This window comes from Vibrio sp. 10N.286.51.E5, assembly GCF_041469125.1.
GTDB lineage: Bacteria > Pseudomonadota > Gammaproteobacteria > Enterobacterales > Vibrionaceae > Vibrio > Vibrio crassostreae_C.
The window spans coordinates 41025-67157 of sequence record NZ_JBFRJZ010000028.1 but is presented as its reverse complement, the minus strand read 5'-3'; the positions used below and the strand labels follow the sequence as shown (position 1 = coordinate 67157).

The following is a 26133-nucleotide window of genomic DNA, read 5'->3' as shown; positions in this document are numbered from 1 at the left end:
AGCTCATTGGGAGACAACTTTCGGATGTTGACGACACTGTATCTGGAAAATAGATACAAAAAAACCAGGTCAATGACCTGGTTTTCGAAATCTTATATTGCTGTAAACAACAATTACGCTAGAACCATTCCTGGTTCAGCAAATGCAACAGGAGAGCCTACTTCTTCTTCGAATGTTGCCCATTCCCAAGCTTCTGCGTCAGCAAGTACTGCACGTAGTAGTTGGTTGTTTAGGCCGTGACCTGATTTGTATGCACGAAACTCACCAATAATAGCGTGTCCACACATGTACAAGTCACCAATCGCATCTAGTACTTTATGAGTTACGAACTCATTGTCAAAACGTAGACCTTCTTCATTAAGAATTCGGTATTCGTCCAGTACGATAGCATTATCAAAGCTACCGCCAAGTACTAGATTTTGGGATTGTAGATACTCAATATCACGCATGAAACCGAAAGTACGAGCGCGAGAAATTTCTTTCACAAAACCTTGTGAAGAGAAATCAAACAACAAACGTTGCTCATCAGATTCAATAGCGGGATGGTTAAAGTCGATCTCAAAGTCCATGCGGAAGCCGTTAAATGGGACGAATTCTGCCCACTTATCGCCATCTTCAAAACGGATAGGCTTTTTGATTCGAATAAAACGCTTCGCTGCATTCAGTGTTTCTACACCTGCTTGCTGTAGCAAATATACAAATGGGCTTGCGCTACCATCCATAATTGGGATCTCTGGTGCATCAACCTCAACAATAATGTTGTCGATACCCATACCCGCTAAAGCTGCGTTAAGGTGTTCCACTGTAGAAATACGTACGCCTTCGTCGTTAACAAGAGCAGTACATAACATAGTGTCACGAACTGATGCTGGATCAGCTGGGAAATCTACAGGTGGATTTACATCAGTACGACGATAAACAATACCTGTATTTGCAGCTGCCGGGCGAAGAGTAAGTGTGACTTTACGACCAGAGTGGAGACCCACACCAGTTGTTTTCACAATTTCTTTCAGAGTACGTTGTCTGATCATCTGCTTGCCTCGTTATCAGTGCTACAAATCACGGTCAGTATTTACCGACCGCGAATTTTACCATTAATTCGACGATAGTCAAATTTTGGGTATTTGTTAATCAGCCTGACGTCGTAAGAATGCTGGAATATCTAAGTATCCACTCTCTTTCTCAGCTTTAGGTGCAGCACTCTGGCTAGCGCCTGTACCTGAAGAAACAGGTGACGTTGTTGGCTGTGGCTTAACTTGAGGTTTAACCTCAGTTTTCTCTTGCAATGGCTGTGCCATTTTCTCTTCCACTTTTGGTGCAGTTTGAGCCGCTACCTGTGGTTGAGGAGTTGGTGCAACCTTAGCTTTACCACCAGCAACTAATGTAATGTCTGGTTTTTTCTCTGTGCCGATACCTGTTGCTACAACAGTTACACGGATTTCATCCGTCATATCAGGGTCTAGAGAAGTACCAATCACAACTGTTGCGTTATCAGATGCGAATGCCTTAACTGTATTACCTACTGTTTCGAATTCATCTAGACGCATATCTAGGCCTGCTGTGATGTTCACAAGAACGCCACGTGCGCCAGCTAGGTCGATGTCTTCTAGTAGTGGGCTAGAAATTGCCGTTTCAGCAGCTTCTTCAGCACGGTCTTCACCTTTTGCGATACCGCTACCCATCATTGCATGACCCATCTCAGACATTACGGTGCGAACATCCGCGAAATCGACGTTAATCATACCAGGGCGAGTAATTAGCTCAGCGATACCTTGTACAGCGTTTTTAAGTACATCATTTGCACTTGCGAAAGCTTCTAGCAGAGTTACGCCGCGGCCAAGTACTTTAAGTAGCTTTTCATTTGGAATCGTAATTAATGAATCCACATGTTTAGAAAGCTCTTCAATACCTTGCTCAGCAAACGCTAAACGCTTTTTGCCTTCAAAGCTAAATGGCTTAGTTACAACAGCAACCGTCAGCACACCCAACTCTTTCGCAACTTCAGCAATAACTGGAGCAGCACCTGTACCAGTCCCACCGCCCATACCAGCTGCGATAAATACCATATCGGCGCCAGTTAGAACTTCTTTAATTCTTTCTCGATCTTCGAGAGCTGCATCACGGCCTACTTGTGGGTTTGCACCAGCGCCCAAACCTTTAGTGATATCACCACCAATTTGGATCACGCTGCTCACGCTTGTTTTACGAAGTGCTTGTGCATCAGTGTTAACACTGATGAATTCTACGCCTTCGATTGATTCACGTACCATGTGCTCAACAGCGTTACCGCCACCGCCACCAACTCCAACGACTTTAATTACTGCATCGTCAGACATTTCCATCATCGGTTCAAACATGTGTTATCTCCGTTTTTTCCTGCAACTCAGGTTAAAACTCTTTTTGTATCCAATTACGCAATTTGCCAAATAAACCAGACATAGAAGGTGCTGAACGCTTAGGTTCGCTGTAATCACCTTCATCACTGATCTGACAATCTCTTGCGTAATGAAGTAAACCAACCGCCGTAGAATGATACGGCTCTTTAACATAGTCAGTTAAGCCACTAACTTCTAACGGCTTACCAACTCGAACTTGATTGCGGAAAACACGTTCCGCACACTCTACCAATCCGTCAATTTGTGCCGCTCCACCAGTGAGAACGACGCCAGCTGCAAGGTGGTGTTTAATACCTTCATCTCGTAGCTGTAATTGAACCGTATCAATAGTTTGGTTAACGAGACCCATAAGTTCAGTGTAACGTGGTTCAATCACTTCCGACAAAGTTTGTCGTTGCAAACTTCTCGATGGGCGACCACCAACACTTGGGACGTTAACAGAGTCATCCTTGCTTACGAGTTCACTCAGAGCGCAACCATGGTTTACTTTTATCTCTTCAGCATCGCTCACTGGCGTGCCGAAAGCGAAGGCAATATCACTGGTTACTGCATTTCCTGCGTAGGAAAAGACTTCTGTGTGTCGAAGTGCGCCGCCAGTCCAAATGGAAATATCCATTGTACCCGCACCGATATCGACAACACATACTCCAAGCTCTCTCTCGTCTTCAGTAATTACCGCATTGCTTGAGGCAAGTCCTGAAAACACGATTTGTTCTACTGTGAGACCACATCGTTCAACAGCTTTAATAATGTTTCTCGCCATGTCGCTATGGCAAGAAATTAGGTGAACACTGACTTCCATTCGAACACCAGATAAGCCAAGTGGGTTCTTAATCCCTTCTTGATAATCAATGGTAAATTCTTGTGGGATCACGTGCAGAATTCTCTGCTCATCACCTATTTTAATTGATTTCGCGGTATGGATCGCTCGATCCATATCGTCTTGAGACACCTCTTCATCAGAGATAGTGCCCATGCCTTTTTCAATTCGGCTTGCGATATGTTTACCCGATAGCGAGATAAATACATTGCTGATTTGGCATTCCGCCATCAACTCTGCTTGATCAATAGCTCGCTGAACCGACTTAACTACCGACTCTAGGTCGTTTACACCACCTTTATCCATACCTCTGGATGGGCTTTGCCCTGAACCAATGATATTGATTTGACCATCAGGCAATATTTCACCAACTAGAGCTGATATGGTCGCAGTGCCTATATCAAGACCAACGATTATGTTGTCATCTGCGGTCTTAGTCATCTGTGCTCTCTTCTAACTCTTGCTCTGGAAACCAGCCTACAGCGGCTCCCGTATCATACCTGAGGTCGATGTAGCTCACTTGATTCGCTTTACTACCAAGTTCGTTGTAAAGCGAAATGAAGCGTTCAACACGCTCATCTAAAGAATCTTTACCTAGTTCTAAACGGATACCGTTATCTAGGATTATTTGCCAAGCGCGACGCTCATTGAGAACGAGAGAGGTAACGGTTAACCCTAGACTGTTAATCAAAGGGGTTATCTGTCGCCACTTTTCTATCACTTCTTGGCTGGTGCCGTCTGGGCCGTAAAGCTTAACTCTATCGCCCTTCAACAGGCCGATATCACCATTAAACACCTGACCATCGTCATTCAGCAGCATGTTACCGTTCCAGATTGCTGCCGCATGGTACTCAGTCAAAAATACTTTTATTGTGTCTGGCCACTGCTTACGAATGGAGACCACTGAAACCCAAGGTAACGCTTCTAAACTGTCTTGCAACACACCGATGTCTTGCGACATGAAGGTTCCAATGTGCTCTAGCTCGCTAAAGGCATGTTGAACATCACCAGCGGTTACGTAAGTTAAGTCGCCTTGAAGTACTATTTTGGAGAGAGGCAATCGCTGATCGTCCCACATCCAAGTTAGTGTGGTATAGAAAAGAAACCCAATGAATAGCAATACCATGACAAAAAAAGACCCGCCTAAGGCGTGTTTCTTGAGCGACGGTAAACTGAATAGGTGGCGGTTTTCGCTAAAAGTACTTTCTACCAAAGCCCGCATTCCCTGTCGTTGGTTCGCAATTCTATTCCCTATCTTCGTAATAGAGGTAAAAGCACTTACTTTAACCTATGAATTATACTGAGCAAAATCAAACTATCAAACGTTGATAATAAGATTTTTGGTCAATTTTAGGTCAATCGCAAGAAGTGAGCGATTGACCACAGTCTGTAGACAGTATTCTGTTACGCGTTCTGCATTTTATTAATGTCTAACTGTAACGATTCCAACTGCTTCGCTACTCGACCAACATCGCCTGCACCCTGCGTTAAAACAAGGTCACCGCCTTGAATTACGTTGGCTAAAGCCGATGGCAGTGCGTTGATATCGGCAACAAAGATTGGGTCTATCTTACCACGCCCACGAATAGTTCGACTTAATGAGCGTCCGTCAGCCCCTGCAATAGGTTTCTCACCTGCAGAATAAACATCTAACAGAATTAGGACATCAACCTGCTCAAGAACGTTCGCGAAATCATCATACAGATCGCGAGTACGGCTATAACGGTGCGGTTGGAAGATCATAACAAGACGTTTATCAGTCCAGCCACTACGAGCAGCTTGAATCGTCACATCAACTTCGGTTGGGTGATGACCGTAATCATCGACCAGCATTGCAACGCCTTTACCTGTTTCATACTCACCTAGGTGATCGAAACGGCGACCCGTGCCTTCCGTTCCCGCCATCGCTTTGAGAATCGCTTCATCGCTGATGTCATCTTCTGTTGCAACAGCAATCGCAGCCGATGCATTCAATGCGTTGTGGCGACCTGGAATGTTCAACGTGATATCTAAGTTAGCTTTACCTTCACGTACAACCGTAAACTTGCCTTGTTGACCTTCTTGTACGTAGTTTTCAATACGAATATCTGCGTCTTCAGAGAAGCCGTAAGTAATCACTTGGCGGCTCACCTGAGGGATAAGTTCACGTACAACAGGATCATCTACACACATCACAGCCTGGCCGTAGAACGGCAGGTTGTGTAGGAAATCGATAAATGTCTGCTTTAGCGTTTCGAAATCGCCGCCATAGGTATCCATATGATCCGCTTCAATGTTTGTCACGATACTAACCATAGGTTGCAGATGTAAAAATGAAGCATCACTTTCATCAGCTTCAGCGATAAGGATACGGCTTGAACCTAAACGTGCGTTTGTGCCTGCACTTTTAACCAAACCACCGTTTACGAAGGTTGGATCTAGGCCGGCTTCCGAGTAAATCTGTGTCACTAGCGCAGTCGTGGTTGTTTTACCGTGCGTACCTGCCACAGCAATACCGTGACGAAAACGCATCAGCTCAGCCAGCATTTCTGCACGACGAACGATCGGTGTGCGCGCTTCACGAGCTGCAATAATTTCTGGGTTTTCTTCGTTGATAGCGGTTGAAACAACCACCACACTTGCGTCGGCAACGTTACTCGCTTGGTGACCGATATAAACGGTCGCACCCTTGCTAACTAAACGATCAGTCACTGGGTTTTGAGCAATATCAGAACCCGTGATCTGGTAGCCTTCATTTAGCAAGACTTCAGCAATCCCGCTCATTCCGGCACCACCAATACCAATGAAGTGGATAGATTTAACACGGCGCATCTCTGGCACCATTGCACGGATTTGCGCTAAGTCTTGGGTATGTTCAATCGTCATCAATTCAATCTCATTATTTTGCTAAAGCTTTAATCGCTTCAGCGACGGTCACATCAGCATCAAGCTTGGCGGCTTGACGAGCTTTTGTTGCCATCATTTTTAATTCATTTCTATCAAGCTCAGCGATCGTGTTCGCTAGCTTATCAGCCGTCAATTGAGGCTGTTCAATCATTAACGCAGCGCCACATTCAACTAAGTGATCGGCGTTCAACGCTTGCTGTCTGTCTTTGTGCATAAACGGAACGAAGATAGAACCCACACCCGCCGCAGAGACTTCAGATACGGTTAATGCTCCTGAGCGACACACTAATAGATCTGCCCACTCATAAGCTTGCGCCACATCATCAATAAATTCAGTCACTTGAACATTACCAACAGAATGTGATTTGTATTGCTCAATAACTTGTTGTTGATTGTTCTTACCCGCTTGGTGCATCACAGTGAAGCCTTCACCAAGCTGCGCCATCGTTACTGGCAAGGTATCGTTTAGGATTTTTGCGCCCTGACTGCCGCCCATAACCAAGATGCGGATGTCACCATCACGCTCAGCCATGCGTTGCTCGGGTTCAGCTAAGGCAACCACATCTTCGCGTACTGGGTTACCCACCACTTCTGCAGTAGGAAACGCACCAGGGAAAGCTTGGAAAACCTTTTTAGCAATCTTAGACAGCCATTGGTTGGTTAAACCTGCCACTGCATTTTGTTCATGGAGAACCACTGGAATGCCAGACAACCATGCCGCGATACCACCCGGGCCACTCACGTAGCCACCCATACCAAGTACCACATCAGGCTGCCATGCTTTGATGTGTTGCCTTGCTTGAAGTATGGCATTAATAATCTGGAACGGCGCTTTAATTAACTTGCTAATGCCTTGACCACGCAGGCCTTTCACTTTGATGAAGTCGATTTCAATGCCATGCTTTGGCACTAAATCCGCTTCCATTCTGTCTGCTGTGCCTAACCAGCGAATTTCCCAACCTTGTTGCTGAAGCTTTTTCGCTACTGCTAACCCTGGGAAAACGTGACCGCCAGTACCACCAGCCATCACTAAAAGTTTTTTGTTTTGTTTCATCACGTTAGATTCTTATTCTACTAATTCGTTTTGACTATCAGCTTGTTCTTTTTGTTGCATTCGGCATTCGTGGTCAATGCGCAGCAGCATTGATACCGCCACAGACATAACAATTAAACTCGAACCACCATAACTGATTAGCGGTAGGGTTAGACCTTTGGTCGGAACGATGCCAGATGCAGCACCTACGTTAACAAGCGTCTGAAACGCAAACCAAATACCAATACCAAAAGCCAGATAGCCGCTGAACACTTGATCGTGTTCAAAGGCTTTTTTGCCAATAAAAATGGCTTTAAAAACCAAGCTAAAGATGAGTATCAAGACCAAGGTCACGCCAACAAAACCCAATTCTTCTGCCAACACAGCAAATACAAAATCGGTGTGCGCTTCGGGTAAGTATTCGAGTTTCTGAATTGAGTTACCGAGCCCTTGCCCCATCCAATCACCACGGCCAAACGCCATCAATGACTGAGTTAACTGGTAACCACTGCCGAACGGGTCGTTCCAAGGTTCCCAGAATGAGGTAACACGTCGAACACGATAAGGTTCTATAACAATCAAACCGACGACCGCGGCAATACCTGCCACCATCAAGGCGATAAACTGTGAAAGCTTGGCACCAGCAATGAATAGCATGCCGAACAGGGTCACTAGCATTACGACCACAGTACCTAAATCGGGCTGGCCTAGCAGCAGCACGGCAAAAGCGCCGAATACCATGATCGGTTTACCAAAACCACCGAAGAAGGTTTTTCTCACTTCATCTTGCTTCCGAACCAAGTAGCCCGCCATAAAGATAAACAGCGATAACTTGGCGACTTCAGCGGGTTGTAAGTTAAATAGCCCTAATGGGATCCAACGCGATGCGCCGTTAACCGACTTACCGACGGCTAATACCACAATCAGCAAGAAGAAGGACAAGCCCAGTAGATACATACTGTATTGAAACCAGCGTTGCATCGGGATTTGCAATATGACGCTAGAGACACCTAACGCCAATACAAGGAAGATGGCATGACGGAACATAAAGTGAAACGGCTGATCGGTTAAACGAGCACTGATGGGGAACGAAGCAGACGTCACCATCACCAAACCTGTCAGCATTAGCCCAAGAGCAATCCACACCAATTGACGATCGTAAAGCGCCTCGGGAGTAGCACGGTTTAGCCACTGCCAGATGGATTGATTAATCTCTTTGACTCTTTGCACTGAATGTTAGTCCTTCAACACGTTAAGCATACTCATGAGCAAGCTCAGTGAACGCATCACCTCTTGCCATGAAATTATTAAATTGATCGAAGCTTGCGCACGCCGGAGACAGCATCACCATATCTCCAGCCACCAGCTGTGGCGAGATAGATTCGATTATCTGCTGCATGGTATCGAACTTTTGTGCCGATGGGTGCAGAGGCATGAATTGCTCTGCATCTTCACCGAAACAGCACAGCTGAACACGCTCAAGTTGCGCCAATACGGGTTCAAACTCACTAAAGTCAGCACCTTTACCAACGCCGCCAACCAAAAGATATAACGTACCTTGATACTCCAACCCAGACAGGGCTGCCAATGTGCTGGCTACATTCGTTGCTTTGGAGTCATTAACCCATTTGATTTCGCGCTTGTCAGCCACGACTTGGCAACGATGCGTCAAACCGTTATAGGCCTTCAAAGCCTCAAGACTTTTGCTGTAGTCGATACCAACTTGCTTCAATAGTGCAAGTGAGACTAACGCATTCGCCACATTGTGACGTCCAACCAATGTTAAATCTTGGGTAGCAAGGACAGGTTTACCGTGATCGACTAGCCACTCAGTACTATCAATCATTGATACACCAAACTCTTGGTTATCTAGGCCAAAAGTCAACAATGGCATTGTCTGGTCAGGGTAAGTATCTTTGTCTTCACGATTAACAATCGCACACTGCGCGTTATTAAAAATTCTTAACTTGGCTTCACGATAATCAGCCATACCCTGATAGCGATCCATGTGATCTTCTGACAGGTTCAAAAAGGCTGCTGCTACAAGGTTTAGGTTCGATGTGGTTTCTAACTGGAAGCTTGAAAGCTCAAGCACATATAAATCTGCATCAAGCTCAAGAAGGTCTAAAGCCGGAATACCAATATTGCCACCGACACCAACGTTAAGGCCAGCCGCTTTAGCAAGTACGCCTGTCAAATCCGTCACGGTACTCTTGCCGTTTGAACCAGTAATCGCCACGACAGGTTTATTCACCGCCCAGCCAAACAACTCAATGTCACCGACAACAGGCGTACCTGCTTGAAGCACATCTTGAATTTCAGGGGTTGCTAAGGCGATACCTGGGTTAGCTACCACCAAATCAGCTTCCGCTAACCATTGGCTATTCCAGCTTCCAGAATGCAGCTCTACCGACTCAGGCAAAGATTCCTTTCCTGGTGGTAGCTCTCGCGTATCAATCACCTTCACATGAGTATGAGGCTGATATTTTACGAGATGTTTAACGACAGAGAGCCCGGTAATACCGAGCCCCACAACCACTACATTTTGAATATTTTGCCAACGTTCCATTTAAACAAGATGCTCTTAATAGTTTTAAAGAGCCCCTACTCAGAGGCTCACATAGGATTAACGAACTTTCAGTGTCGCTAGGCCAACCAGTACTAATACCATTGAGATTATCCAAAAACGCACGATAACACGCGGCTCTGGCCAACCTTTAAGTTCATAGTGGTGGTGAATCGGTGCCATGCGGAAAATACGCTGACCACGCAATTTGTAAGAGCCCACCTGCAGAATCACTGACAGAGTCTCCATTACAAACACACCACCCATGATCACTAGTACCAACTCTTGACGAACGAGTACCGCAATCACACCTAACGCACCACCCAGTGCTAGAGAGCCAACATCGCCCATGAATACTTGTGCTGGGTAAGTGTTAAACCATAGGAAGCCAAGGCCTGCACCAACGATAGCAGTACATACCACCACCAGTTCAGAGGTGTATGGGATGTATGGAATGTGTAGGTATGCTGCAAAGTTAACGTTACCTGTCGCCCAAGCGATAACAGCAAAACCCGCAGCAACCATAACCGTTGGCATAATCGCCAAGCCATCTAGGCCATCAGTTAGGTTTACCGCGTTACTGGTACCCACAATAACAAAGTAAGTTAGAACAATGTACAGTAAACCAAGTTGTGGCATCACATCTTTAAAGAAAGGCACCACTAATTGTGTCGCAGCAGTGTCTTGCCCATGAGCATACAGAGCAAACGCCACAACCAATGCAATAGCCGATTGCCAGAAGTACTTCCAACGCGCAATCAAGCCATCAGTGTTCTTACGAACGACTTTACGATAATCATCAACAAAACCAACTGCACCGTAACCGCCTAGCACGACAAGTACGGCCCAAACGTAAGGGTTTGATAAGTCAGCCCAAAGTAAGACCGTAATGATGATCGCAGCAAGGATCATCACACCACCCATGGTTGGTGTACCACGCTTACTGAAGTGAGACTCTGGGCCGTCATTACGAACAACTTGGCCAATTTGCAGCATTTGCAGACGCTCAATTAAACGAGGTCCCATCCACAGCGACAGACATAAAGCCGTCAAAATGCTCGCGATTGCACGAAACGATAAGTATTCGAACAAACGGAAAAAAGAAAAGTGTGGCTGTAGTAGCTCTGCAAGCCAAATTATCATGAAAAGTTCTCCTTTAAAGCAGCGGCTATTTTACTCATTCCTGCACTATTGGCGCCTTTTACCAACAAGGTATGTGGCGCGTTTTCTGGCAAGCTCAAGTGCTGCTCTATGTGCGCGATCATCGCTTCATGCGTTGCAAAGTGAGTGCCGTTACACACTTCACTAATCACCTTGGTATCATCACCGTAAGTGAGTACATGCTCAAAAGCGAATGGGGCAGCATATTCACCGACTTGACGGTGAAGTGCAAGGCTTTCATCGCCTAACTCAGCCATATTGCCTAAAATCAACCAACGCTGACCTTTGAAGCTCGACAACAATTTAGCTGCAGCCTTCATTGCCGGTACACTGGCGTTGTAACTGTCATCTATCAGCTTGATATTCTGACTTAATTGTTGAACCTCAACTCGGCCTTTAACTGAGATGAGATTCGCTAAACCGCTTTTAATTTCTGCAAGCGTGGCACCGAATTGAATGCTCAGTGCTGCTGCGGCTAATGCGTTGGCTACATTGTGCTGACCAATAATGCCAAGTTCGACATCGATAGCACCTTGCGGGGTCTGCATATCAAAGCAAGCTTCACCCTGCTCGTTGATGCGAATATTCGTCGAAAAGTAATCCGCCGTGTCATCACTTTCAGAAAAGGTCAGTACGTTTTTGTCTGCAAGCACATCTTTCCAGAAGTCACCACCATTGCTCTCTAGGTTAACAATAGCAGTATCACCAGCAGCAAGCCCCTGAAAAATTTCGCCTTTCGCTTGTTTAACACCATCAATTGAGCCAAAGCCCTCTAGATGCGCGGCAGCAACGTTATTCACTAAGGCCACCTGTGGTTTCACAAGCTGCGTGGTATAGGCAATTTCACCAATGTGGTTCGCGCCCAGTTCTATCACGGCATAGTCGTCATTGGGTTCACTGCGCAGCAAGGTTAGTGGTACTCCAATATCATTATTGAAGTTACCCGCTGTAAACAGCACTTTGCCACGTTGTTGTAGAATACTCGCGACCATCTCTTTGACGGTCGTTTTGCCACAGCTTCCTGTTATCGCCATGGTTGGCACGTTACATTGTTTGTGGATCCAAGCACTTAGCTGACCTAAAGCAAGTTTAGTGTCTTCAACAACAACTTGAGTAATATTTAGGTCAAGTTTTCGTTGAACTAATAACGCACTCGCATTGGCCTCAACAGCCTGACCACAAAAATCATGCGCATCAAAACGTTCACCTACGAGAGCAACAAACAGTGCACCTTCTTCAACGGTGCGAGTATCGGTAGAAACCGCATTGATCAAACTATTGCTCGATTTGCCAGCCTCTATCAGCTGACCACTGACCACGGAGCAGATCTGCTCGAGTGATACATCAATCATTATGAAATACCTAAAAGTTGTAGTGCTGACTCTCGATCCGAATAGTGGATCGTTTTGTCTTTTAATACTTGGTAATCCTCATGGCCTTTACCAGCCAGAAGAATAATGTCGTTATTACCCGCCTGCTCTAGAGCAAACTTAACCGCCTGAAAGCGATCGTGTTCAACAAAGGCGACTTCAGGCTCACTTAAACCTGCCAGCATGTCTTTAACAATCAATGCCGGGTCTTCACTGCGAGGGTTGTCATCTGAAATAATAATGTTATCGGCGAACTGCTCTGCGGTAACCGCCATCATAGGGCGCTTGCCTGTATCTCGATCACCACCGCAGCCAAAGATTGCCCATAGCTTTCCAGAGCAATGTACACGTAGTGCTGCCAATGCTTTCTCTAATGCGTCAGGTGTATGCGCGTAGTCGACAACCACTTTCGCTTTGTTTGGTACTTGGAACAATTCCATGCGACCAATAACAGGTTGCAATTGAGGTGCTGTGTCGGTCAAGGTTTGCTTGTCGATGCCTAGTACAAGTAGGGTCGCGAAAGCAACCAATACATTTGATGCGTTGAACTGGCCAATTAAAGGAACAGACAGTTGTCCCTGCCCCCAGCTACCATCAAAAGCGAGTTTGATACCCGTCTCTGCATAAGCAACATCCGATGCCCATACTGACTGCTGGTAGCCCGATAACGGAAGCAATGACACAGCTACTGCATTGGACAGATCAGCCATCCAAGCTTTACCGACTTCATCATCAACATTAATCACAGCGTGCTTACACTTATGCTGAGTAAACAAGCTCTTCTTAGCCAGAGCGTACTCTTGCATCGTGCCGTGGTAATCCAAGTGGTCACGGCTCAAGTTAGTAAATACACCAGCCTCAAAATCCAATGCCTTAACTCGGCCTTGAACCAAACCATGAGACGAGATTTCCATCGCGGTATAAACAGCGTTTTCTTCAGCCAACTCACTCAGCGTACGTTGTATTTCAATCGCACTACCGGTCGTATTCGCCGCCGTTTTAAGGTTGTCTAGAAAACCGTTACCCGTGGTGCCCATTACCGCAGAGCGTTGGCCGACTAAATCTAGCCACTGAGCAATCAATTGGGTGATAGTGGTTTTGCCATTGGTGCCGGTAACACCAATCAGCTTAGTCGCCTGAGACGAGTAAACACGACCGGCCAGTTCAGAGAGAATTGAATTTAGATCAGATACATAAACCACCGGCACTGCATTTAACCATTCAACCAAGCCGTGCGTTTTGTCATCGCTTGCTTGTGCAATAACCGCCTTTGCACCTTGAGCAATGGCTTTATCGATAAAACGACGACCATCGACTGCGTGCCCTACAATGGCAACAAAAATATCACCGTCCTTGATGGCACGACTGTCGAGTTCCAATTGCTCAACCGCAATCGACGCTAACTCGGGAGCACTAAAATCCCCCCAAGGAGAAAGTAAAGATGACAGCGTGAGGCTATTACTCATATTGAATCCTGATTGACTCTATTCTTGAAACTTGTTTTCATCAGCAGGGACATTCAGAATTTGCAGTGCGCCCTTCATGATTTCAGAAAAAACAGGGGCTGCGACCGAGCCACCATAGTAGAGGTCACCTTGAGGTTCATTGATCATCACAACCAAAGAGACTCTTGGGTCACTCACTGGAGCAACACCTGCGGTATAGGCGAAGTACTCGTCTCCATAACCACCGGAAATCGCTTTTCTAGATGTACCTGTTTTTGCTGCTACTCGGTAACCCGGCACGGCAGCTCTTGTCGCTGTACCGCCCTTTTGGGTTACGCCTTCTAGCATGTTCAAAACCAACTCAGCATTTTCGCGCTTGATGATCTGTTTTGAGAAATCTTGGTCGTTGCTTTTAACGATATGGATAGGTTCGTAAACACCGTGATTCGCTAACGTCGCATAGGCATGAGCCAATTGCAGCGGAGTAATCGCTAGACCATAACCAAAGGATAAGGTAGCGATTTCAAACTTAGACCAGCGTCGACGGTTCGGGAAAATACCCGCGGTCTCACCGACTAGATTCAGCCCAGACATCTCGCCAAGACCAACAGAACTGTACATGCCCAGTAGCGCTTCAAGTGGCATATCCAGTGCTAACTTCGCCACACCGATGTTACTCGACTTCTTAAGGATTAACGCCAAGTCTGCCTTACCAACTTTGGAAGTATCACGTACACGGCTACCACCGATTTGCATGATGCCGTTACCCGTATCAATTACAGTATCAGCATCCGCGGTACCATTTTCGAGAGCGGCAAGAACAACAAACGGCTTAACCGTCGAACCTGGCTCAAAAGCATCGGTGATCACGCGGTTACGCATCTTAAAGCTTTGTAAATCAGCACGATTGTTTGGGTTGTAAGACGGTGCGTTAACCATGGCCAAAACCGCACCCGTTTTTACGTCTAATAAGATGGCAGATCCAGACGTCGCCTTGTGATCGGCTACCGCCTGTTTAATCGCTCGATAAGCGATGGCTTGTAAGCGCTGATCGATGGTCAATTCGAGTGGTTTACCTTCTTCACGCTCTTCTAGTGCAATGTTTTCAACTACTCGCCCGTAACGGTCTTTACGGATTGTACGTTTACCTGCTTCACCCGTGAGCCACTTATCGTAGCTGCGCTCGACACCTTCTAGGCCGTGTCCATCAATTCCGGTCACACCAATAAGATGCGCGCTGACTTCACCGGCTGGGTAATAACGACGTGATTCTGCTTTAAGACCAATACCCACCAGCTTTAAGTCGCGGATGTATTTCGCCATTGCTGGGCTAACTTGTCTTTGTAGGTAGATAAAACGACGAGATTTGTCGCTGGAGATCTTGTTGATCATCGATTGTCGATCTAAGCCAAGTACATCAGCTAGCGCATACCAACGATCAATTTGGGCCATGCCATTTTTATCGAAGATGGTTTTCGGGTCAGCCCATACCGCCTCAACAGGCACACTGACGGCAAGTGGTTCGCCATTGCGGTCTGAAATAATACCGCGGGCAGAAGGAATAGCCTTAACACGTACAGAACGAAGGTCGCCCTGACGAATTAAGTTATCTGGTTCAATGACTTGGATGTAAGCCACACGACCTACTAGTACAGAAAAGGCAACCAACACAAAAGCAATAACGACGTTGAAACGCCATTTAATCAGAATTGGATCCGAGTCCTTTTCGCTCTTCACTCGCTCTTTCGTTGGTTTCTTAACGGCTTTCGCGGGGGCTTTTTCCTTTTTTCCGGTCATTTCAGTGTGATCACAACTTCTTTGTCGGAGTCTGGACGTTTCATGTCTAGCTCTCGTTTTGCCGATGCTTGAACGCGGCTATGTTCAGCCAGAGCCGTCTCTTCAAGCATTAAATTTCGCCATTCATTATCAAGCTGTTCACGCTCACTCAATGCCATGTCTTTTTGCGTGATTGCCTGACGTGACATGTGTGTCGTGAGAACGACCCCCATCGCGCTCGCGAAGATACAGATAAGCAGCACCAATGGGACTTTACCCACGGAGATCAAATCAAAAAATATTATCTTGGCTAAGTTAGGTTTGGAGGTCTTCATTGACTATAGCTTTTCTGCGATTCGTAATACTGAGCTACGCGAACGAGTATTCTCATCCACTTCATCTTTAGAAGGCTTGATCGCTTTACCAACAGGCTTAAGATCAGCACTGCCTAGCGCTTTGATCTGCTCTTCTGTTAGTGGCAGGCCATGTGGTACTTGCGGACCTTGGCTCTCTTTACGGATAAAGCGCTTCACCATGCGGTCTTCAAGAGAATGAAAGCTAATAACAGACAAACGGCCTTCAGGAGCAAGAATGCTTGCTGCGCCTTTCAGGGCTGTATCGATCTCTTCAAGTTCACTGTTGATGTAGATACGGAAGGCTTGGAAAGCACGTGTTGCTGGGTGCTTTTTCTCTTTGAAGCTTTTTGGAGCTACATCCGAGATAAGCTTAGCCAACTGACCAGTGCGCGTTAGAGGTTCGTTCTCTTCATTCTCTTGATAAGCGATGATGCCTTTCGCGATACGACGAGCGTGTTTGTCTTCACCGAACTCACGGATAACCCATGTGATGTCATCAAGATCGGCTTCAACTAACCACTGAGAGACAGGAATACCGGTTGTTGGGTCCATACGCATATCAAGCGGACCGTCTTTCATGAAGCTAAAGCCACGCTCAGCGTCATCTAGCTGTGGTGAAGAAACACCTAGATCCAGTAACACACCATCCACTTGACCGACTAAGTCATAACGCTCCGCATATTCAGCCATACCTGAGAACGGGCCGTGAATAATCGTAAAACGAGGGTCATCAATCTTTTGCGCTTCTGCAATCGCTTGTGGATCGCGGTCAATACTAAAGAGTCGTCCATTCTCGCCCAGTTTAGACAGGATTGTACGGCTGTGACCACCACGGCCAAAAGTACCATCGATGTAGGTACCGTCAGGTTTGATCGCAAGTCCGTCAATAGATTCGTTAAGCAATACTGAAATATGTTTGAATGCTTCTGTCATAGTCTTCTCAGTGAGTGGATTGAGCCATTAGTTCGGCAATAATTTGTTCTATTAACGTTTTAGTGTACTGATTTCACGCCGTATCTCCACCATATTGTGTATAGGCTTTGGGAATTTTTGACCCAAGCTCATATCAGGGTGAAGGATTCTAAGGAAATCTAAATAATTTACGTCAATATAAAGCAAAAAACCCATCACTACCGTTAAGTAATGATGGGTTCTTTATATAGGTGGAGTTGACACATACGCCGGGTTCTGTTCCGCTTGCGCGGCGGTAACCATTCGTCTAGGCCTGCAATCGCTCACAGGCTCAAGCAATCTACCCGCCCCCATACGCGAGCAACGCAATGTGAGGGCCTATTTGATCTTGCTCCGGGTGGAGTTTACCTTGCTACGAACTGTTGCCAGTCGCACGGTGCGCTCTTACCGCACCCTTTCAGCCTTACCTGTGCCCCTTCCGAAGAAATGAGGCCATCGGCGGTCTTCTCTCTGCTGCACTTGTCGTGGGCTCGCGCCCCCCAGACGTTATCTGGCACCCTGCTCTATGGAGCCCGGACGTTCCTCCCCTCTACCAGTCTCCCGAAGGACTTCAACGTCAGTTTCCCGAAGGACCTCAACGTCAGTCTCCCGAAGGACATCAGCAAAGCAGCGATTACCCGTTCAACTCCGAGGGCGGATTGTATAGAGATTAGGGTGCAGTGTCTAGCGAGATCACAAATATGGTGCAAACCTCTAAGCAACTGCGTGAATTTTACACAATTCAGACAAAAAAAGAGGAATAACGGCAATACCATCACTCCTCACAAGCTTTTCAATACAGGTTAGCTACTCTATAAAGAGGTTTCTAGTGGTCTAGATGCTCTAGGCCCCATTTGTATAACGCGTTCTTTTTCAGATTGTAGATTTCTGCCGTCATCGCCGCCGCTTTTTTAAGAGGCAGCTCTTTGGTTAGAATGCCTAGTGTGCGAGTCGCTTCGTCTGGCAGTTCTGTGCTCGCTTCTTCACGGTGGCCGTGAATCAGTAACACCATCTCACCGCGTTTACGGTTCGAATCTTCTTCAATCCACTCAATCAACTCACCCAGTGGCAATCCTTGAATTGTTTCGAATGTCTTAGTCAGCTCACGTGCCAAGACAACTTCACGGTCTGGGCCTAAGATCTCAAGCATATCTTGTAGAGAATCTGAGATTCGATGTGGTGATTCGTAGAAGATACACGTGCGCTCTGCTTTCGCGATCTCTAGGAACTTATCTTTACGACCTTTGCTCTTTGGCGGCAAAAAGCCTTCAAAGCTGAAACGATCAGACGGTAAACCAGACGCACTCAATGCCGTAATCACTGCACAAGCACCAGGAAGTGGCACAACTCTCACACCCGCTTGACGACATTGTGAGACAAGATGGTAACCTGGGTCACTGATTAAAGGTGTACCCGCATCAGAGACTAATGCGATAGACTGACCTTCTAATAACCTTTCGACTAGAACTTGCGCTTTAGTTTGTTCATTATGATCATGTAAAGCGAACGTTCTGGTTGATATATTGAAGTGAGCAAGCAGCTTACCCGTGTGGCGTGTGTCTTCGGCTGCAATAACATCGACACTTGATAAAATTTCAATTGCTCTTTGAGTGATATCTCCCAAATTTCCGATTGGGGTTGGCACAATGTAGAGAGTTGGGCTCTCTGTGAGCAAGGTTTTGTTATCTGTCATTTGTTTACCATCACTTCAACGATTAATATAGATACAAATTTATACGGAATTTAAAGAACTCATGGCAACGATGAACCATAAGAGACTCAGTGTACCACGCTTACTAACTCCAATTGCATTAGCAATTACATTGGCGGCTTGTTCTTCAGGTCCTCAAGCACCAACGAGCGTTGATATTACACTAGATCCAGCGCAATCAACTGAAAGTTACATGATGCAGGCGGATAGTAGCAAAGGAAGTCTACAAAACGACTGGTTAATCATGGCGCTTAAGGCTTCTGTGCAAGTTGGAAAAACCGATCAAGCAACTCTGCTGATTAAACGCTTAGCAAAACAAGAGCTGAGCGAAACGCAACAAGCGGAATGGCAATTAGCGCGCGCTCAACTGTTGGTGAATAACTCGCAGCCTGAACAAGCTTATAGCCAACTGAACTTCCAGCCTTGGTGGAAACTTCCGAACGAGCAGTGGAAAGATTATCACGAGCTACGCGCGAACATTTCTGAAATGCAAAGCGAGTATTTTGAAGCAAGCCGTGAGTTAGTTCTTTATTCAGAATATCTAGACGCTGACGACGAGCTCCAACAACAAGCTGCTGACCGTATTTGGCAGAACCTAAATAGCTACTCTCAATATGAGATTCTGGAGCTTAAGACGTCGCCTACAGAAGACGTTCTCGCAGGTTGGTTACAGCTGGCGATTTACATGAAGACGCTGAACTCAAACCTTCCAAACCTGCAGGAAACCTTGTCGGATTGGCTAGCAGAGAATCCTCAGCACCCAGCAGCGACATACACACCTCAGGCGATCACTGACGTCTTGGCACTAGAGATCAGCAAGCCAACCAGCACTGCACTATTACTGCCTCTAACCGGTAAGTACGCCAAGCAAGCACAACTGGTACGTGATGGCTTCATCTTTGCGATGATGAATGACAAAGAGCGCGAAGAAGATGCAACGCTGACGGTAATGGATACCAACGTGCAAAGTGCCGCTGAGATTAAAGCGACACTGGAAGAGAACAACGTTGATTTCATCGTTGGCCCGCTGATTAAGAGCAACATAACTAAACTTCAGCAAGCGCAGAAAAACCACGAGAACTCGATTCCAGCTTTAGCTCTGAACATTCCAACGCAACTAGAACCAGATACTAACATTTGTTATCTCGCTCTATCGCCAGAGCAAGAAGTCGCTCAGGCAGCGAAGCACCTATTTGCTCAAGGCTACAAGTACCCGCTTATCCTTGCGCCAAGAGGACGTTTAGGTGAGCGAGTTGAGCAAGCGTTTAAAGAAGAGTGGAAAAAATACAGCAGCAACGATGTTGCTATCAGCTTGTTCTCTGACAAACGCCAACTACAACGCAATGTGAATCAGGTATTCGGCTTGCAAGAGAGCCAACAGCGTATCGCTCAAATGGATGGACTACTTAACCTAGACCTTGAAACTGAGCCACGCAGCCGTCGTGATATCGATTCTGTCTACATTGTGGCTAAGAACTCAGAGCTAACGCTCATCAAGCCCTTCATTGAAGTTGCAATCAACCCAGATGCAAGCCAACCAGCTCTATTCTCAAACTCACGCAGCAACAGCGGTGATAAGCAGTATGAAGACCTAACCGGTGTGTTCTACAGCGATATCCCACTATTAGTTGAGAATAAAAACGAGCTTAATAAAGAGCTCAACGACCTATGGCCTGCGCACTCAAACGGCCAAAAGCGTCTGCAAGCACTAGGAATGGATGCATACTATCTAATGGATGCACTGCCACAGATGAAAGCCGTGCAAGGTTACAGCATTCCAGGTGAAACGGGTGTGCTAACCATCGATAACAACTGTGTGGTTCAACGTGAAATCAGCTGGGCAGAGCATGGGGCTTTTTAGCCGAAAGTTCCTATCCAAACTAACCATCACCCACAAACAAGTGGGTGATAAATACGAGGCCGTGGCAAAATCTTATCTGATTAACCACGGTTTATCGTTAATAGAAGAAAACTTCATAGCAAAATGTGGCGAGATTGATCTTATAATGCGCCATAACAATACGGTTGTGTTTGCTGAGGTAAAATACCGCAAGCAAACCCGCTACGGACATGCCGCTGAAATGGTGACTGCCAAGAAGTCACAGAAACTGCTCAAAACAGCCAATGTTTGGCTTATGCAGCAAGGCTTGTCGGTGCACTCTACAGATTTCAGGTTTGATATTGTTGCCATTGAAGGGCCGAATGACACTATCGACTGGATTCAAAACGCGATTACCCAAGGATAAACATGCTAGACAGCATTAAAGAAAGTTTCACAGAAAGTATTCAAATCCAAATTGCGGCTGCAGAAGCTCTGCCTGACGCAATCACGCATGCCGCTCAAGCAATGGTTGCGACCTTGCTTAACGGAAACAAAATTCTTTGTTGTGGTAATGGTGGTTCGGCGTCGAATTCTCAGCAATTTGTATCGTGCCTACTCAACCGATTTGAAACAGAGCGCCCTAGCCTTCCAGCGATGGCACTCACAGCAGATAACACCACGCTAACGGCTGTGGCTAACGACTACCACTATGAAGAGATCTTCTCTAAGCAGGTACGTGCGTTTGGTCAAACTGGCGATATCCTGTTGGCTATCTCGACTAGTGGTAACAGCAAGAACATCATCAAGGCAATGGAAGCGGCGGTAACTCGCGACATGACAATTATCGCCTTTACCGGTAAAGATGGTGGTGAGATGGCAGGTTTGCTTGGTGAACACGATGTAGAGATTCGTATCCCTTCACACCGTACAGCGCGCATTCATGAAGTACACATGGTGACACTACACTGCCTATGTGACCTAATCGATCAAGTACTCTTCCCTGCTCACGAAGAGTGATATACGGAGCATCACAATGAAATCATTAACCTCTATGAGGCTGTTTAAGCTGATTAGTGTTTCGCTACTTACACTGTCTCTGTCTGGTTGTGCTGGCATTTTCATTGCTGGTGCTGCAACCACTGCAAACCTAGTCACGGATACGCGAACAACCAAAGAGATTTGGAACGACAACAACATCGAATTTGAAGTCGCAGCGATTACCAATAAACAACCATTCCGTGGCAACGTACGTGTCACCGCAAGCTCGTACCGAGGTTCGGTGGTATTGATGGGACAAGCAACCACAGATTCAGAACGTCGCGCTTTTGAAAACCAAGCCAAAGAAGTGGCTGGCGTTGAGAGCATCCACAATCAGGTTCGAGTGAAAGAACCTTTGTCTGTAAGTGCTATTAGTAAAGACAGCTGGATTACCACTAAAGTGAAATCAGCTCTGCTTGCGAATGCTGAGCTTAACGGCATCAAAGTAAAAGTGATTACTGAGGATTCAGAAGTATTCCTGCTTGGACTCGTGACTCGAGAGCATGCCGATATCGCAACAGAAGTTGCTCGTAACATCTCTGGCGTAAAACAGGTCATTCGAGCGTTTGAATATGGTGAAGAAGAGACGGCTGTTAACTAGCCTTAAGCCAGTCAATTGAATGCTATATAGCAGAAAAGAAAAAGCAGCGACGAGTCGCTGCTTTTTTATTTGGTTCGTTATCTAATACCAATCGTAGTAAATAATCTATCATTCTAGCTTGTTAAAAATCTCGATAACTGCGTTAGAATTTTTGATTGTAGAATAACTACTTATCAAAAAATTCCGCCTTGCTCTCAAGCTTTTTTCCTGCGCTATTTCTGATCACTTACTTACTGTGATTGGTATAACTAACGTTATTTGATAACACGAAGGCTTGGGCGACCTTTCGCTGGACGAGGTGGCTCAGGATCTGAGTCAGGCTCTTCAGCATCTACGTCTGCCGTTGCAACGCTCAAAGATGGGCCTTTTTCTGGTTCTTCAAAAGGACTTTCTTCAATCCCTTCTTCAAACGCTTCCATGTAAGCCTCTTCAGGTTCAAACATGGTACCAGCACCATTTTCACGAGCATAAATCGCTTGTACTGCGTAAAGCGGAACGATCACAGAGTGTGGACGACCACTAAAGCGAGCACTAAACGTCACAGCTTCGTTACCCAGTTCAAGTTGTCCAACCGCACGAGGCGCGATGTTCAGAATGATCTGACCATCTTGAACAAACTCTTCTGGAACTCGCACACCCGGTAATGTTGCTTCAACAACAAGGTGTGGAGTTAGTTCGTTATCAACCAGCCATTCATAAAATGCACGAAGCATGTATGGTCGGCGTGGAGTCATATTAGAAATATCCATAAACGCTTAGCGAACGAGTCGCATCTCACGCTCAGCTTCAGTTAGAGAAGCTAGGAATGAATCACGTTCGAATACGCGGTTCATGTAAATCTTAAGCTCTTTAGAACCAGGACCAATCAGTTCGATACCAAGCTCAGGTAAACGCCATAGTAGCGGAGCTAGGTAACAATCAATTAGGCTAAACTCTTCGCTCATGAAGTATTCATACTCAGCGAAGATAGGAGCAAGAGTCAGTAGGTCGTTGCGCAGTTTAACGCGAGCTGCTTCAGATTCTTCAGCGTTGCCTTTAACGATCTTCTCTGCAACTGAATACCAGTTACGCTCAATGCGGTACATCATTAGACGGCTGTTACCACGAGCAACCGGGTATACAGGCATCAACGGTGGATGAGGAAAACGCTCATCTAGGTATTCCATGATGATCTTTGAGTCATATAGAGCAAGCTCACGATCAACAAGAGTAGGTACTGATTTGTACGGGTTCAGTTCAACAAGCTCTGCTGGTAGATTTTTTTCATCAACCAACTCAACTTCAACACTTACGCCTTTTTCAGCAAGAACGATGCGCACCTGATGGCTATACATATCAGAAGCACTTGAGAAAAGAGTCATTACAGAACGTTTATTGGCAGCTACAGCCATGGAGCCCTCCAGTACACTTTAAATAAAAACAATGGAGGCCTAAAGCCTCCATTGAACATTAACATAATTTGGGAATTAGCACGGTATTATAGCACAATTAGTGCACATCACGCCAATACTCTTTCTTCAGCAAAATCACGATGATAGTGAAGATTACTAAGAAGGCCATTACCCACCAACCCATAGCGTGACGCTCAAGTTGAACTGGGTCGCCCGAGTAAACCAAAAAGTTAACAAGGTCACGAACTGCTTCGTCGTATTCACCAGCACTTAATTCGCCAGAGCCGTCAGTCTCAGTGCCAACAACAACCGTCACTTCCTCGCCATCTACCATATGAGTATCGTAGATAGGTGTTGGGATACCTTGCAGTTCTTCAAGAACGTGCGGCATACCAACGCTTGGGAAAACAATGTTGTTCACGCCAAATGGGCGAGACGGATCTTCATAGAAAGTACGAAGGTAAGTGTACAGCCAGTCAGCGCCACGAACACGAGCAACCAATGTTAGGTCTGGTGGCGGAGCACCAAACCAACTTGCCGCTTGATCAGAAGGCATAGCATTAACCATCAGGTCACCGATTTTCGCTTCAGGGTCGAAAATCAGATTTTCCTTCATAAGATCAACTGGGATCTCTAAATCATTCGCAACACGTTCATAGCGCTGGTACTGCGTTGAGTGACAAGCAAAACAGTAGTTCATGAACATCTTAGCGCCATTTTGCAATGAAGCTTTGTCTGTTAAATCATTGTTCGCTTTATCTAATGGTACGTTTGCACCCGCTGCCATCGCCAGTGACGGCAACATAGCAAATAAAATTACAATCCACTTTTTCATTTGAATGTCACCCTTTCTGGTAATGGTTTCGTCGCTTCATTTTTACTGTAGAACCACAGTAGAACGAAGAACATGAAGTAACCTAAGCTAAAGATTTGAGCCAGTAGCGTGTATGTTGGCGTTGCTGGAAGCGCACCAAGTACACCAAGCGCAATAAAGCTTATTGTGAATTGGATGATATTAATCAAATGCAGTTTGCTACGGTAACGGTAAGAACGCACTTTACAACGGTCGAACCATGGTAGTAGGAATAGCACAACAATAGATGCGCCCATTGCTACAACACCTAGCAACTTATCAGGAACAGCACGCAGAATTGCGTAAAACGGCGTGAAGTACCATACCGGAGCGATGTGCTCTGGTGTTTTCAGTGGGTTAGCAGCTTCAAAGTTTGGCGGCTCAAGGAAGAATCCACCCATCTCTGGGTTAAAGAACAGCACATAACAGAAGAAGAATAGGAAACCGGCCACACCAACCATATCTTTCACGGTCCCGTATGGGTGGAAAGGAATAGAGTCAATGATGTCGTATTTCTTAGTGTAATCCTTGTGGAATGGGAACTGCGTTTTGTAGTCGTCGCCCATTGTGCCTTTAGGAAGTTTCGTCTCAATACCGTCTGGGTTGTTCGAACCCACTTCGTGCAGTGCTAGTACGTGAAGTACGATAAGCAGCAGAAGTACAATTGGTAGAGCGATAACGTGCAGTGCGAAGAAACGGTTCAGCGTTGCACCAGAGATGATGTAGTCACCACGGATCCAAAGCGTTAGGTCATCACCGATAACAGGGATCGCACCAAACAGAGAAATGATTACCTGAGCACCCCAGTAAGACATTTGACCCCATGGTAGTAGGTAACCCATGAAAGCCTCAGCCATAAGCACTAAGAAGATCAACATACCGAAGATCCAAAGTAGCTCACGAGGCTTTTGGTAAGAACCATAGATTAGGCCACGGAACATGTGCAGGTAGATAACAACGAAGAATGCCGAAGCACCTGTTGAGTGCATGTAACGTAGTAGCCAACCGTATTCCACATCACGCATGATGTATTCAACAGAAGCAAATGCACCCTCACCTGACGGTACGTAGTTCATTGTTAGCCAAATACCCGTAAGGATTTGGTTAACCAATACCAACATTGCCAAAGAACCGAAAAGGTACCAAAAGTTAAAGTTCTTAGGCATTGGGTATTCAGATAAATGCTTTTTATACGCATTCATCGCGGGTAGACGTTTCTCTACCCAATCAAGCAATCCTTGCATTACGCGTCTCCCTCGTCCACACCGATCATGATCTTAGTGTCACTCAAATACATATGCTTTGGTACAACAAGATTCAATGGAGCTGGTACGCCTTGGAATACTCGACCTGCCATATCAAACTTTGAACCATGACAAGGACAGAAGAAACCAGACTTAACACCCTGAACTTGTTCTGCAAAAGAATCCGGCAGGTAAGTTGGAGAACAACCTAAGTGCGTACAGAAACCAACAGCAACGAAGAATTCCGGCTTAATTGAACGGAACTCGTTCTGTGCGTATTCTGGTTGTTGTTCAGCTTCAGATTGAGGGTCACGAAGTTGACCACCGATCGATTTTAGGTTTTCTAGTACCGACTCAGCACGGCGTACAACCCATACAGGTTTACCTTGCCACTCGACACGAACCATTTGTCCCGGTTCTAACTTACTGACTTCCACTTCCACCGGCGCGCCCGCAGCTTTCGCCTTGGCACTCGGATTCCATGATTTAATAAAAGGCACGGCTACAGCAGCTGCTCCTAAACCACCAACAACGGCTGTTGTTGCGGTTAAGAAACGCCTGCGACCGTTATTTAAAGGCGCGTTGCTCATCCAAACATTCTCCCATTTGCTCCTTGTGGATTGAAATAATTCCGATTAAAGAGCATGGCTAACAAAATATGTATTTAGTTCTATTTATTGACGGCAAATGATAAATAAAACCCTACTTTTTGA

General features: G+C 46.0%; 24 protein-coding genes and 1 other RNA gene. 4 read left to right on the top strand and 21 right to left on the bottom strand.

Annotated elements, in window-relative coordinates:
• Nucleotides 1-113: 113 nt before the first annotated feature.
• The 16 genes from lpxC to rsmI all read right to left on the bottom strand — a co-directional run bounded on the left by lpxC (nucleotide 114) and on the right by rsmI (nucleotide 18453).
• Entirely contained in the window at nucleotides 114-1031 is a 918-nt protein-coding gene (gene lpxC / locus AB4161_RS11250; RefSeq protein ID WP_010434751.1) for a UDP-3-O-acyl-N-acetylglucosamine deacetylase, read from the bottom strand.
• A gap of 96 nt (nucleotides 1032-1127) precedes the next feature.
• Nucleotides 1128-2357 (bottom strand): cell division protein FtsZ, encoded by a 1230-nt coding sequence (gene ftsZ, locus AB4161_RS11245; protein ID WP_010434749.1) that lies wholly within the window; start codon nucleotides 2355-2357, stop codon nucleotides 1128-1130.
• Nucleotides 2358-2388: 31 nt separating this feature from the next.
• Nucleotides 2389-3657 (bottom strand): cell division protein FtsA, encoded by a 1269-nt coding sequence (ftsA, locus tag AB4161_RS11240; protein ID WP_010434747.1) that lies wholly within the window; start codon nucleotides 3655-3657, stop codon nucleotides 2389-2391.
• Nucleotides 3650-4342, bottom strand: a complete 693-nt coding sequence (locus AB4161_RS11235; protein WP_017059290.1) for a cell division protein FtsQ/DivIB — start codon at nucleotides 4340-4342, stop codon at nucleotides 3650-3652. Before AB4161_RS11235 ends, ftsA begins: the two co-directional genes overlap by 8 nt.
• 278 nt (nucleotides 4343-4620) lie before the next feature.
• Nucleotides 4621-6081 (bottom strand): UDP-N-acetylmuramate--L-alanine ligase, encoded by a 1461-nt coding sequence (murC, locus tag AB4161_RS11230; RefSeq protein WP_017059288.1) that lies wholly within the window; start codon nucleotides 6079-6081, stop codon nucleotides 4621-4623.
• Nucleotides 6082-6094: 13 nt separating this feature from the next.
• On the bottom strand, nucleotides 6095-7156 hold the full coding sequence (murG, locus tag AB4161_RS11225; RefSeq protein ID WP_372083353.1) for an undecaprenyldiphospho-muramoylpentapeptide beta-N-acetylglucosaminyltransferase: 1062 nt from the start codon (nucleotides 7154-7156) through the stop codon (nucleotides 6095-6097).
• Nucleotides 7157-7168: 12 nt separating this feature from the next.
• Nucleotides 7169-8365, bottom strand: coding sequence for a cell division protein FtsW (ftsW, locus tag AB4161_RS11220; protein WP_017059286.1), 1197 nt, complete (start codon nucleotides 8363-8365; stop codon nucleotides 7169-7171).
• A gap of 22 nt (nucleotides 8366-8387) precedes the next feature.
• Nucleotides 8388-9704, bottom strand: coding sequence for a UDP-N-acetylmuramoyl-L-alanine--D-glutamate ligase (gene murD / locus AB4161_RS11215; RefSeq protein WP_372083352.1), 1317 nt, complete (start codon nucleotides 9702-9704; stop codon nucleotides 8388-8390).
• Nucleotides 9705-9761: 57 nt separating this feature from the next.
• On the bottom strand, nucleotides 9762-10844 hold the full coding sequence (gene mraY, locus AB4161_RS11210) for a phospho-N-acetylmuramoyl-pentapeptide-transferase (protein ID WP_017059284.1): 1083 nt from the start codon (nucleotides 10842-10844) through the stop codon (nucleotides 9762-9764).
• Nucleotides 10841-12214 carry a UDP-N-acetylmuramoyl-tripeptide--D-alanyl-D-alanine ligase gene (gene murF / locus AB4161_RS11205; protein WP_372083351.1) on the bottom strand — a complete coding sequence of 458 codons (1374 nt, stop codon included), beginning with the start codon at nucleotides 12212-12214 and terminating at the stop codon, nucleotides 10841-10843. Before murF ends, mraY begins: the two co-directional genes overlap by 4 nt.
• Entirely contained in the window at nucleotides 12214-13698 is a 1485-nt protein-coding gene (gene murE / locus AB4161_RS11200) for a UDP-N-acetylmuramoyl-L-alanyl-D-glutamate--2,6-diaminopimelate ligase (RefSeq protein ID WP_372083350.1), read from the bottom strand. Before murE ends, murF begins: the two co-directional genes overlap by 1 nt.
• Before the next feature lie 18 nt (nucleotides 13699-13716).
• Nucleotides 13717-15474 (bottom strand): peptidoglycan glycosyltransferase FtsI, encoded by a 1758-nt coding sequence (locus tag AB4161_RS11195; protein WP_008223684.1) that lies wholly within the window; start codon nucleotides 15472-15474, stop codon nucleotides 13717-13719.
• Nucleotides 15471-15788 (bottom strand): cell division protein FtsL, encoded by a 318-nt coding sequence (gene ftsL, locus AB4161_RS11190; RefSeq protein WP_017062901.1) that lies wholly within the window; start codon nucleotides 15786-15788, stop codon nucleotides 15471-15473. Before ftsL ends, AB4161_RS11195 begins: the two co-directional genes overlap by 4 nt.
• Before the next feature lie 3 nt (nucleotides 15789-15791).
• The gene (gene rsmH, locus AB4161_RS11185) at nucleotides 15792-16742 is read right to left on the bottom strand and encodes a 16S rRNA (cytosine(1402)-N(4))-methyltransferase RsmH (RefSeq protein WP_017066240.1); all 951 of its coding nucleotides are present in this window, start codon (nucleotides 16740-16742) and stop codon (nucleotides 15792-15794) included.
• A gap of 228 nt (nucleotides 16743-16970) precedes the next feature.
• An RNA gene (gene rnpB, locus AB4161_RS11180) (RNase P RNA component class A) lies at nucleotides 16971-17410 on the bottom strand.
• Between the two features lie 176 nt (nucleotides 17411-17586).
• Nucleotides 17587-18453: a 16S rRNA (cytidine(1402)-2'-O)-methyltransferase gene (rsmI, locus tag AB4161_RS11175; protein ID WP_171732329.1), complete on the bottom strand. Its 867-nt coding sequence runs from the start codon at nucleotides 18451-18453 to the stop codon at nucleotides 17587-17589.
• A gap of 61 nt (nucleotides 18454-18514) precedes the next feature.
• On the opposite strand from rsmI, the gene AB4161_RS11170 reads away from it, so the two are divergent.
• The 4 genes from AB4161_RS11170 to AB4161_RS11155 are packed head-to-tail and all read left to right on the top strand — an operon-like array spanning nucleotide 18515 to nucleotide 21932.
• The gene (locus AB4161_RS11170; RefSeq protein ID WP_372083349.1) at nucleotides 18515-20332 is read left to right on the top strand and encodes a penicillin-binding protein activator; all 1818 of its coding nucleotides are present in this window, start codon (nucleotides 18515-18517) and stop codon (nucleotides 20330-20332) included.
• Entirely contained in the window at nucleotides 20319-20717 is a 399-nt protein-coding gene (locus AB4161_RS11165) for a YraN family protein (RefSeq protein ID WP_372083355.1), read from the top strand. The genes AB4161_RS11170 and AB4161_RS11165 overlap by 14 nt, the downstream gene beginning before the upstream one ends.
• 2 nt (nucleotides 20718-20719) lie before the next feature.
• Entirely contained in the window at nucleotides 20720-21310 is a 591-nt protein-coding gene (locus AB4161_RS11160) for a phosphoheptose isomerase (protein ID WP_372083348.1), read from the top strand.
• Between the two features lie 16 nt (nucleotides 21311-21326).
• Complete coding sequence (locus AB4161_RS11155; protein ID WP_017059276.1) at nucleotides 21327-21932, top strand: BON domain-containing protein; 606 nt, start codon at nucleotides 21327-21329, stop codon at nucleotides 21930-21932.
• A 254-nt stretch (nucleotides 21933-22186) separates the two neighbouring features.
• On the opposite strand, the gene sspB is transcribed toward AB4161_RS11155, so the two are convergent.
• The 5 genes from sspB to petA form a co-directional block, all read right to left on the bottom strand.
• Entirely contained in the window at nucleotides 22187-22681 is a 495-nt protein-coding gene (gene sspB, locus AB4161_RS11150; protein ID WP_017072808.1) for a ClpXP protease specificity-enhancing factor, read from the bottom strand.
• Between the two features lie 6 nt (nucleotides 22682-22687).
• Entirely contained in the window at nucleotides 22688-23323 is a 636-nt protein-coding gene (gene sspA / locus AB4161_RS11145) for a stringent starvation protein SspA (RefSeq protein ID WP_009848943.1), read from the bottom strand.
• 97 nt (nucleotides 23324-23420) lie between these two features.
• A complete protein-coding gene (locus AB4161_RS11140) occupies nucleotides 23421-24158 on the bottom strand; it encodes a cytochrome c1 (RefSeq protein ID WP_048614931.1) in 738 nt (245 codons plus the stop codon).
• Nucleotides 24155-25420 (bottom strand): cytochrome bc complex cytochrome b subunit, encoded by a 1266-nt coding sequence (locus tag AB4161_RS11135; protein WP_017061435.1) that lies wholly within the window; start codon nucleotides 25418-25420, stop codon nucleotides 24155-24157. Before AB4161_RS11135 ends, AB4161_RS11140 begins: the two co-directional genes overlap by 4 nt.
• Nucleotides 25420-26010, bottom strand: a complete 591-nt coding sequence (petA, locus tag AB4161_RS11130) for a ubiquinol-cytochrome c reductase iron-sulfur subunit (RefSeq protein WP_017061434.1) — start codon at nucleotides 26008-26010, stop codon at nucleotides 25420-25422. Before petA ends, AB4161_RS11135 begins: the two co-directional genes overlap by 1 nt.
• Between the last annotated feature and the right edge of the window lie 123 nt (nucleotides 26011-26133).

Coding starts and splice junctions, on each gene's coding strand:
- ftsZ (WP_010434749.1), bottom strand. CDS start 2,357: ATGTTTGAACCGATGATGGAAATGTCTGACGATGCAGTAATTAAAGTC.
- AB4161_RS11155 (WP_017059276.1), top strand. CDS start 21,327: ATGAAATCATTAACCTCTATGAGGCTGTTTAAGCTGATTAGTGTTTCG.
- murE (WP_372083350.1), bottom strand. CDS start 13,698: ATGAGTAATAGCCTCACGCTGTCATCTTTACTTTCTCCTTGGGGGGAT.
- AB4161_RS11195 (WP_008223684.1), bottom strand. CDS start 15,474: ATGACCGGAAAAAAGGAAAAAGCCCCCGCGAAAGCCGTTAAGAAACCA.
- lpxC (WP_010434751.1), bottom strand. CDS start 1,031: ATGATCAGACAACGTACTCTGAAAGAAATTGTGAAAACAACTGGTGTG.
- AB4161_RS11135 (WP_017061435.1), bottom strand. CDS start 25,420: ATGCAAGGATTGCTTGATTGGGTAGAGAAACGTCTACCCGCGATGAAT.
- murD (WP_372083352.1), bottom strand. CDS start 9,704: ATGGAACGTTGGCAAAATATTCAAAATGTAGTGGTTGTGGGGCTCGGT.
- AB4161_RS11165 (WP_372083355.1), top strand. CDS start 20,319: ATGGGGCTTTTTAGCCGAAAGTTCCTATCCAAACTAACCATCACCCAC.
- rsmH (WP_017066240.1), bottom strand. CDS start 16,742: ATGACAGAAGCATTCAAACATATTTCAGTATTGCTTAACGAATCTATT.
- murG (WP_372083353.1), bottom strand. CDS start 7,156: ATGAAACAAAACAAAAAACTTTTAGTGATGGCTGGTGGTACTGGCGGT.
- AB4161_RS11160 (WP_372083348.1), top strand. CDS start 20,720: ATGCTAGACAGCATTAAAGAAAGTTTCACAGAAAGTATTCAAATCCAA.
- AB4161_RS11140 (WP_048614931.1), bottom strand. CDS start 24,158: ATGAAAAAGTGGATTGTAATTTTATTTGCTATGTTGCCGTCACTGGCG.
- sspB (WP_017072808.1), bottom strand. CDS start 22,681: ATGGATATTTCTAATATGACTCCACGCCGACCATACATGCTTCGTGCA.
- ftsL (WP_017062901.1), bottom strand. CDS start 15,788: ATGAAGACCTCCAAACCTAACTTAGCCAAGATAATATTTTTTGATTTG.
- petA (WP_017061434.1), bottom strand. CDS start 26,010: ATGAGCAACGCGCCTTTAAATAACGGTCGCAGGCGTTTCTTAACCGCA.
- AB4161_RS11170 (WP_372083349.1), top strand. CDS start 18,515: ATGGCAACGATGAACCATAAGAGACTCAGTGTACCACGCTTACTAACT.
- AB4161_RS11235 (WP_017059290.1), bottom strand. CDS start 4,342: ATGGTATTGCTATTCATTGGGTTTCTTTTCTATACCACACTAACTTGG.
- ftsA (WP_010434747.1), bottom strand. CDS start 3,657: ATGACTAAGACCGCAGATGACAACATAATCGTTGGTCTTGATATAGGC.
- mraY (WP_017059284.1), bottom strand. CDS start 10,844: ATGATAATTTGGCTTGCAGAGCTACTACAGCCACACTTTTCTTTTTTC.
- murF (WP_372083351.1), bottom strand. CDS start 12,214: ATGATTGATGTATCACTCGAGCAGATCTGCTCCGTGGTCAGTGGTCAG.
- sspA (WP_009848943.1), bottom strand. CDS start 23,323: ATGGCTGTAGCTGCCAATAAACGTTCTGTAATGACTCTTTTCTCAAGT.
- murC (WP_017059288.1), bottom strand. CDS start 6,081: ATGACGATTGAACATACCCAAGACTTAGCGCAAATCCGTGCAATGGTG.
- rsmI (WP_171732329.1), bottom strand. CDS start 18,453: ATGACAGATAACAAAACCTTGCTCACAGAGAGCCCAACTCTCTACATT.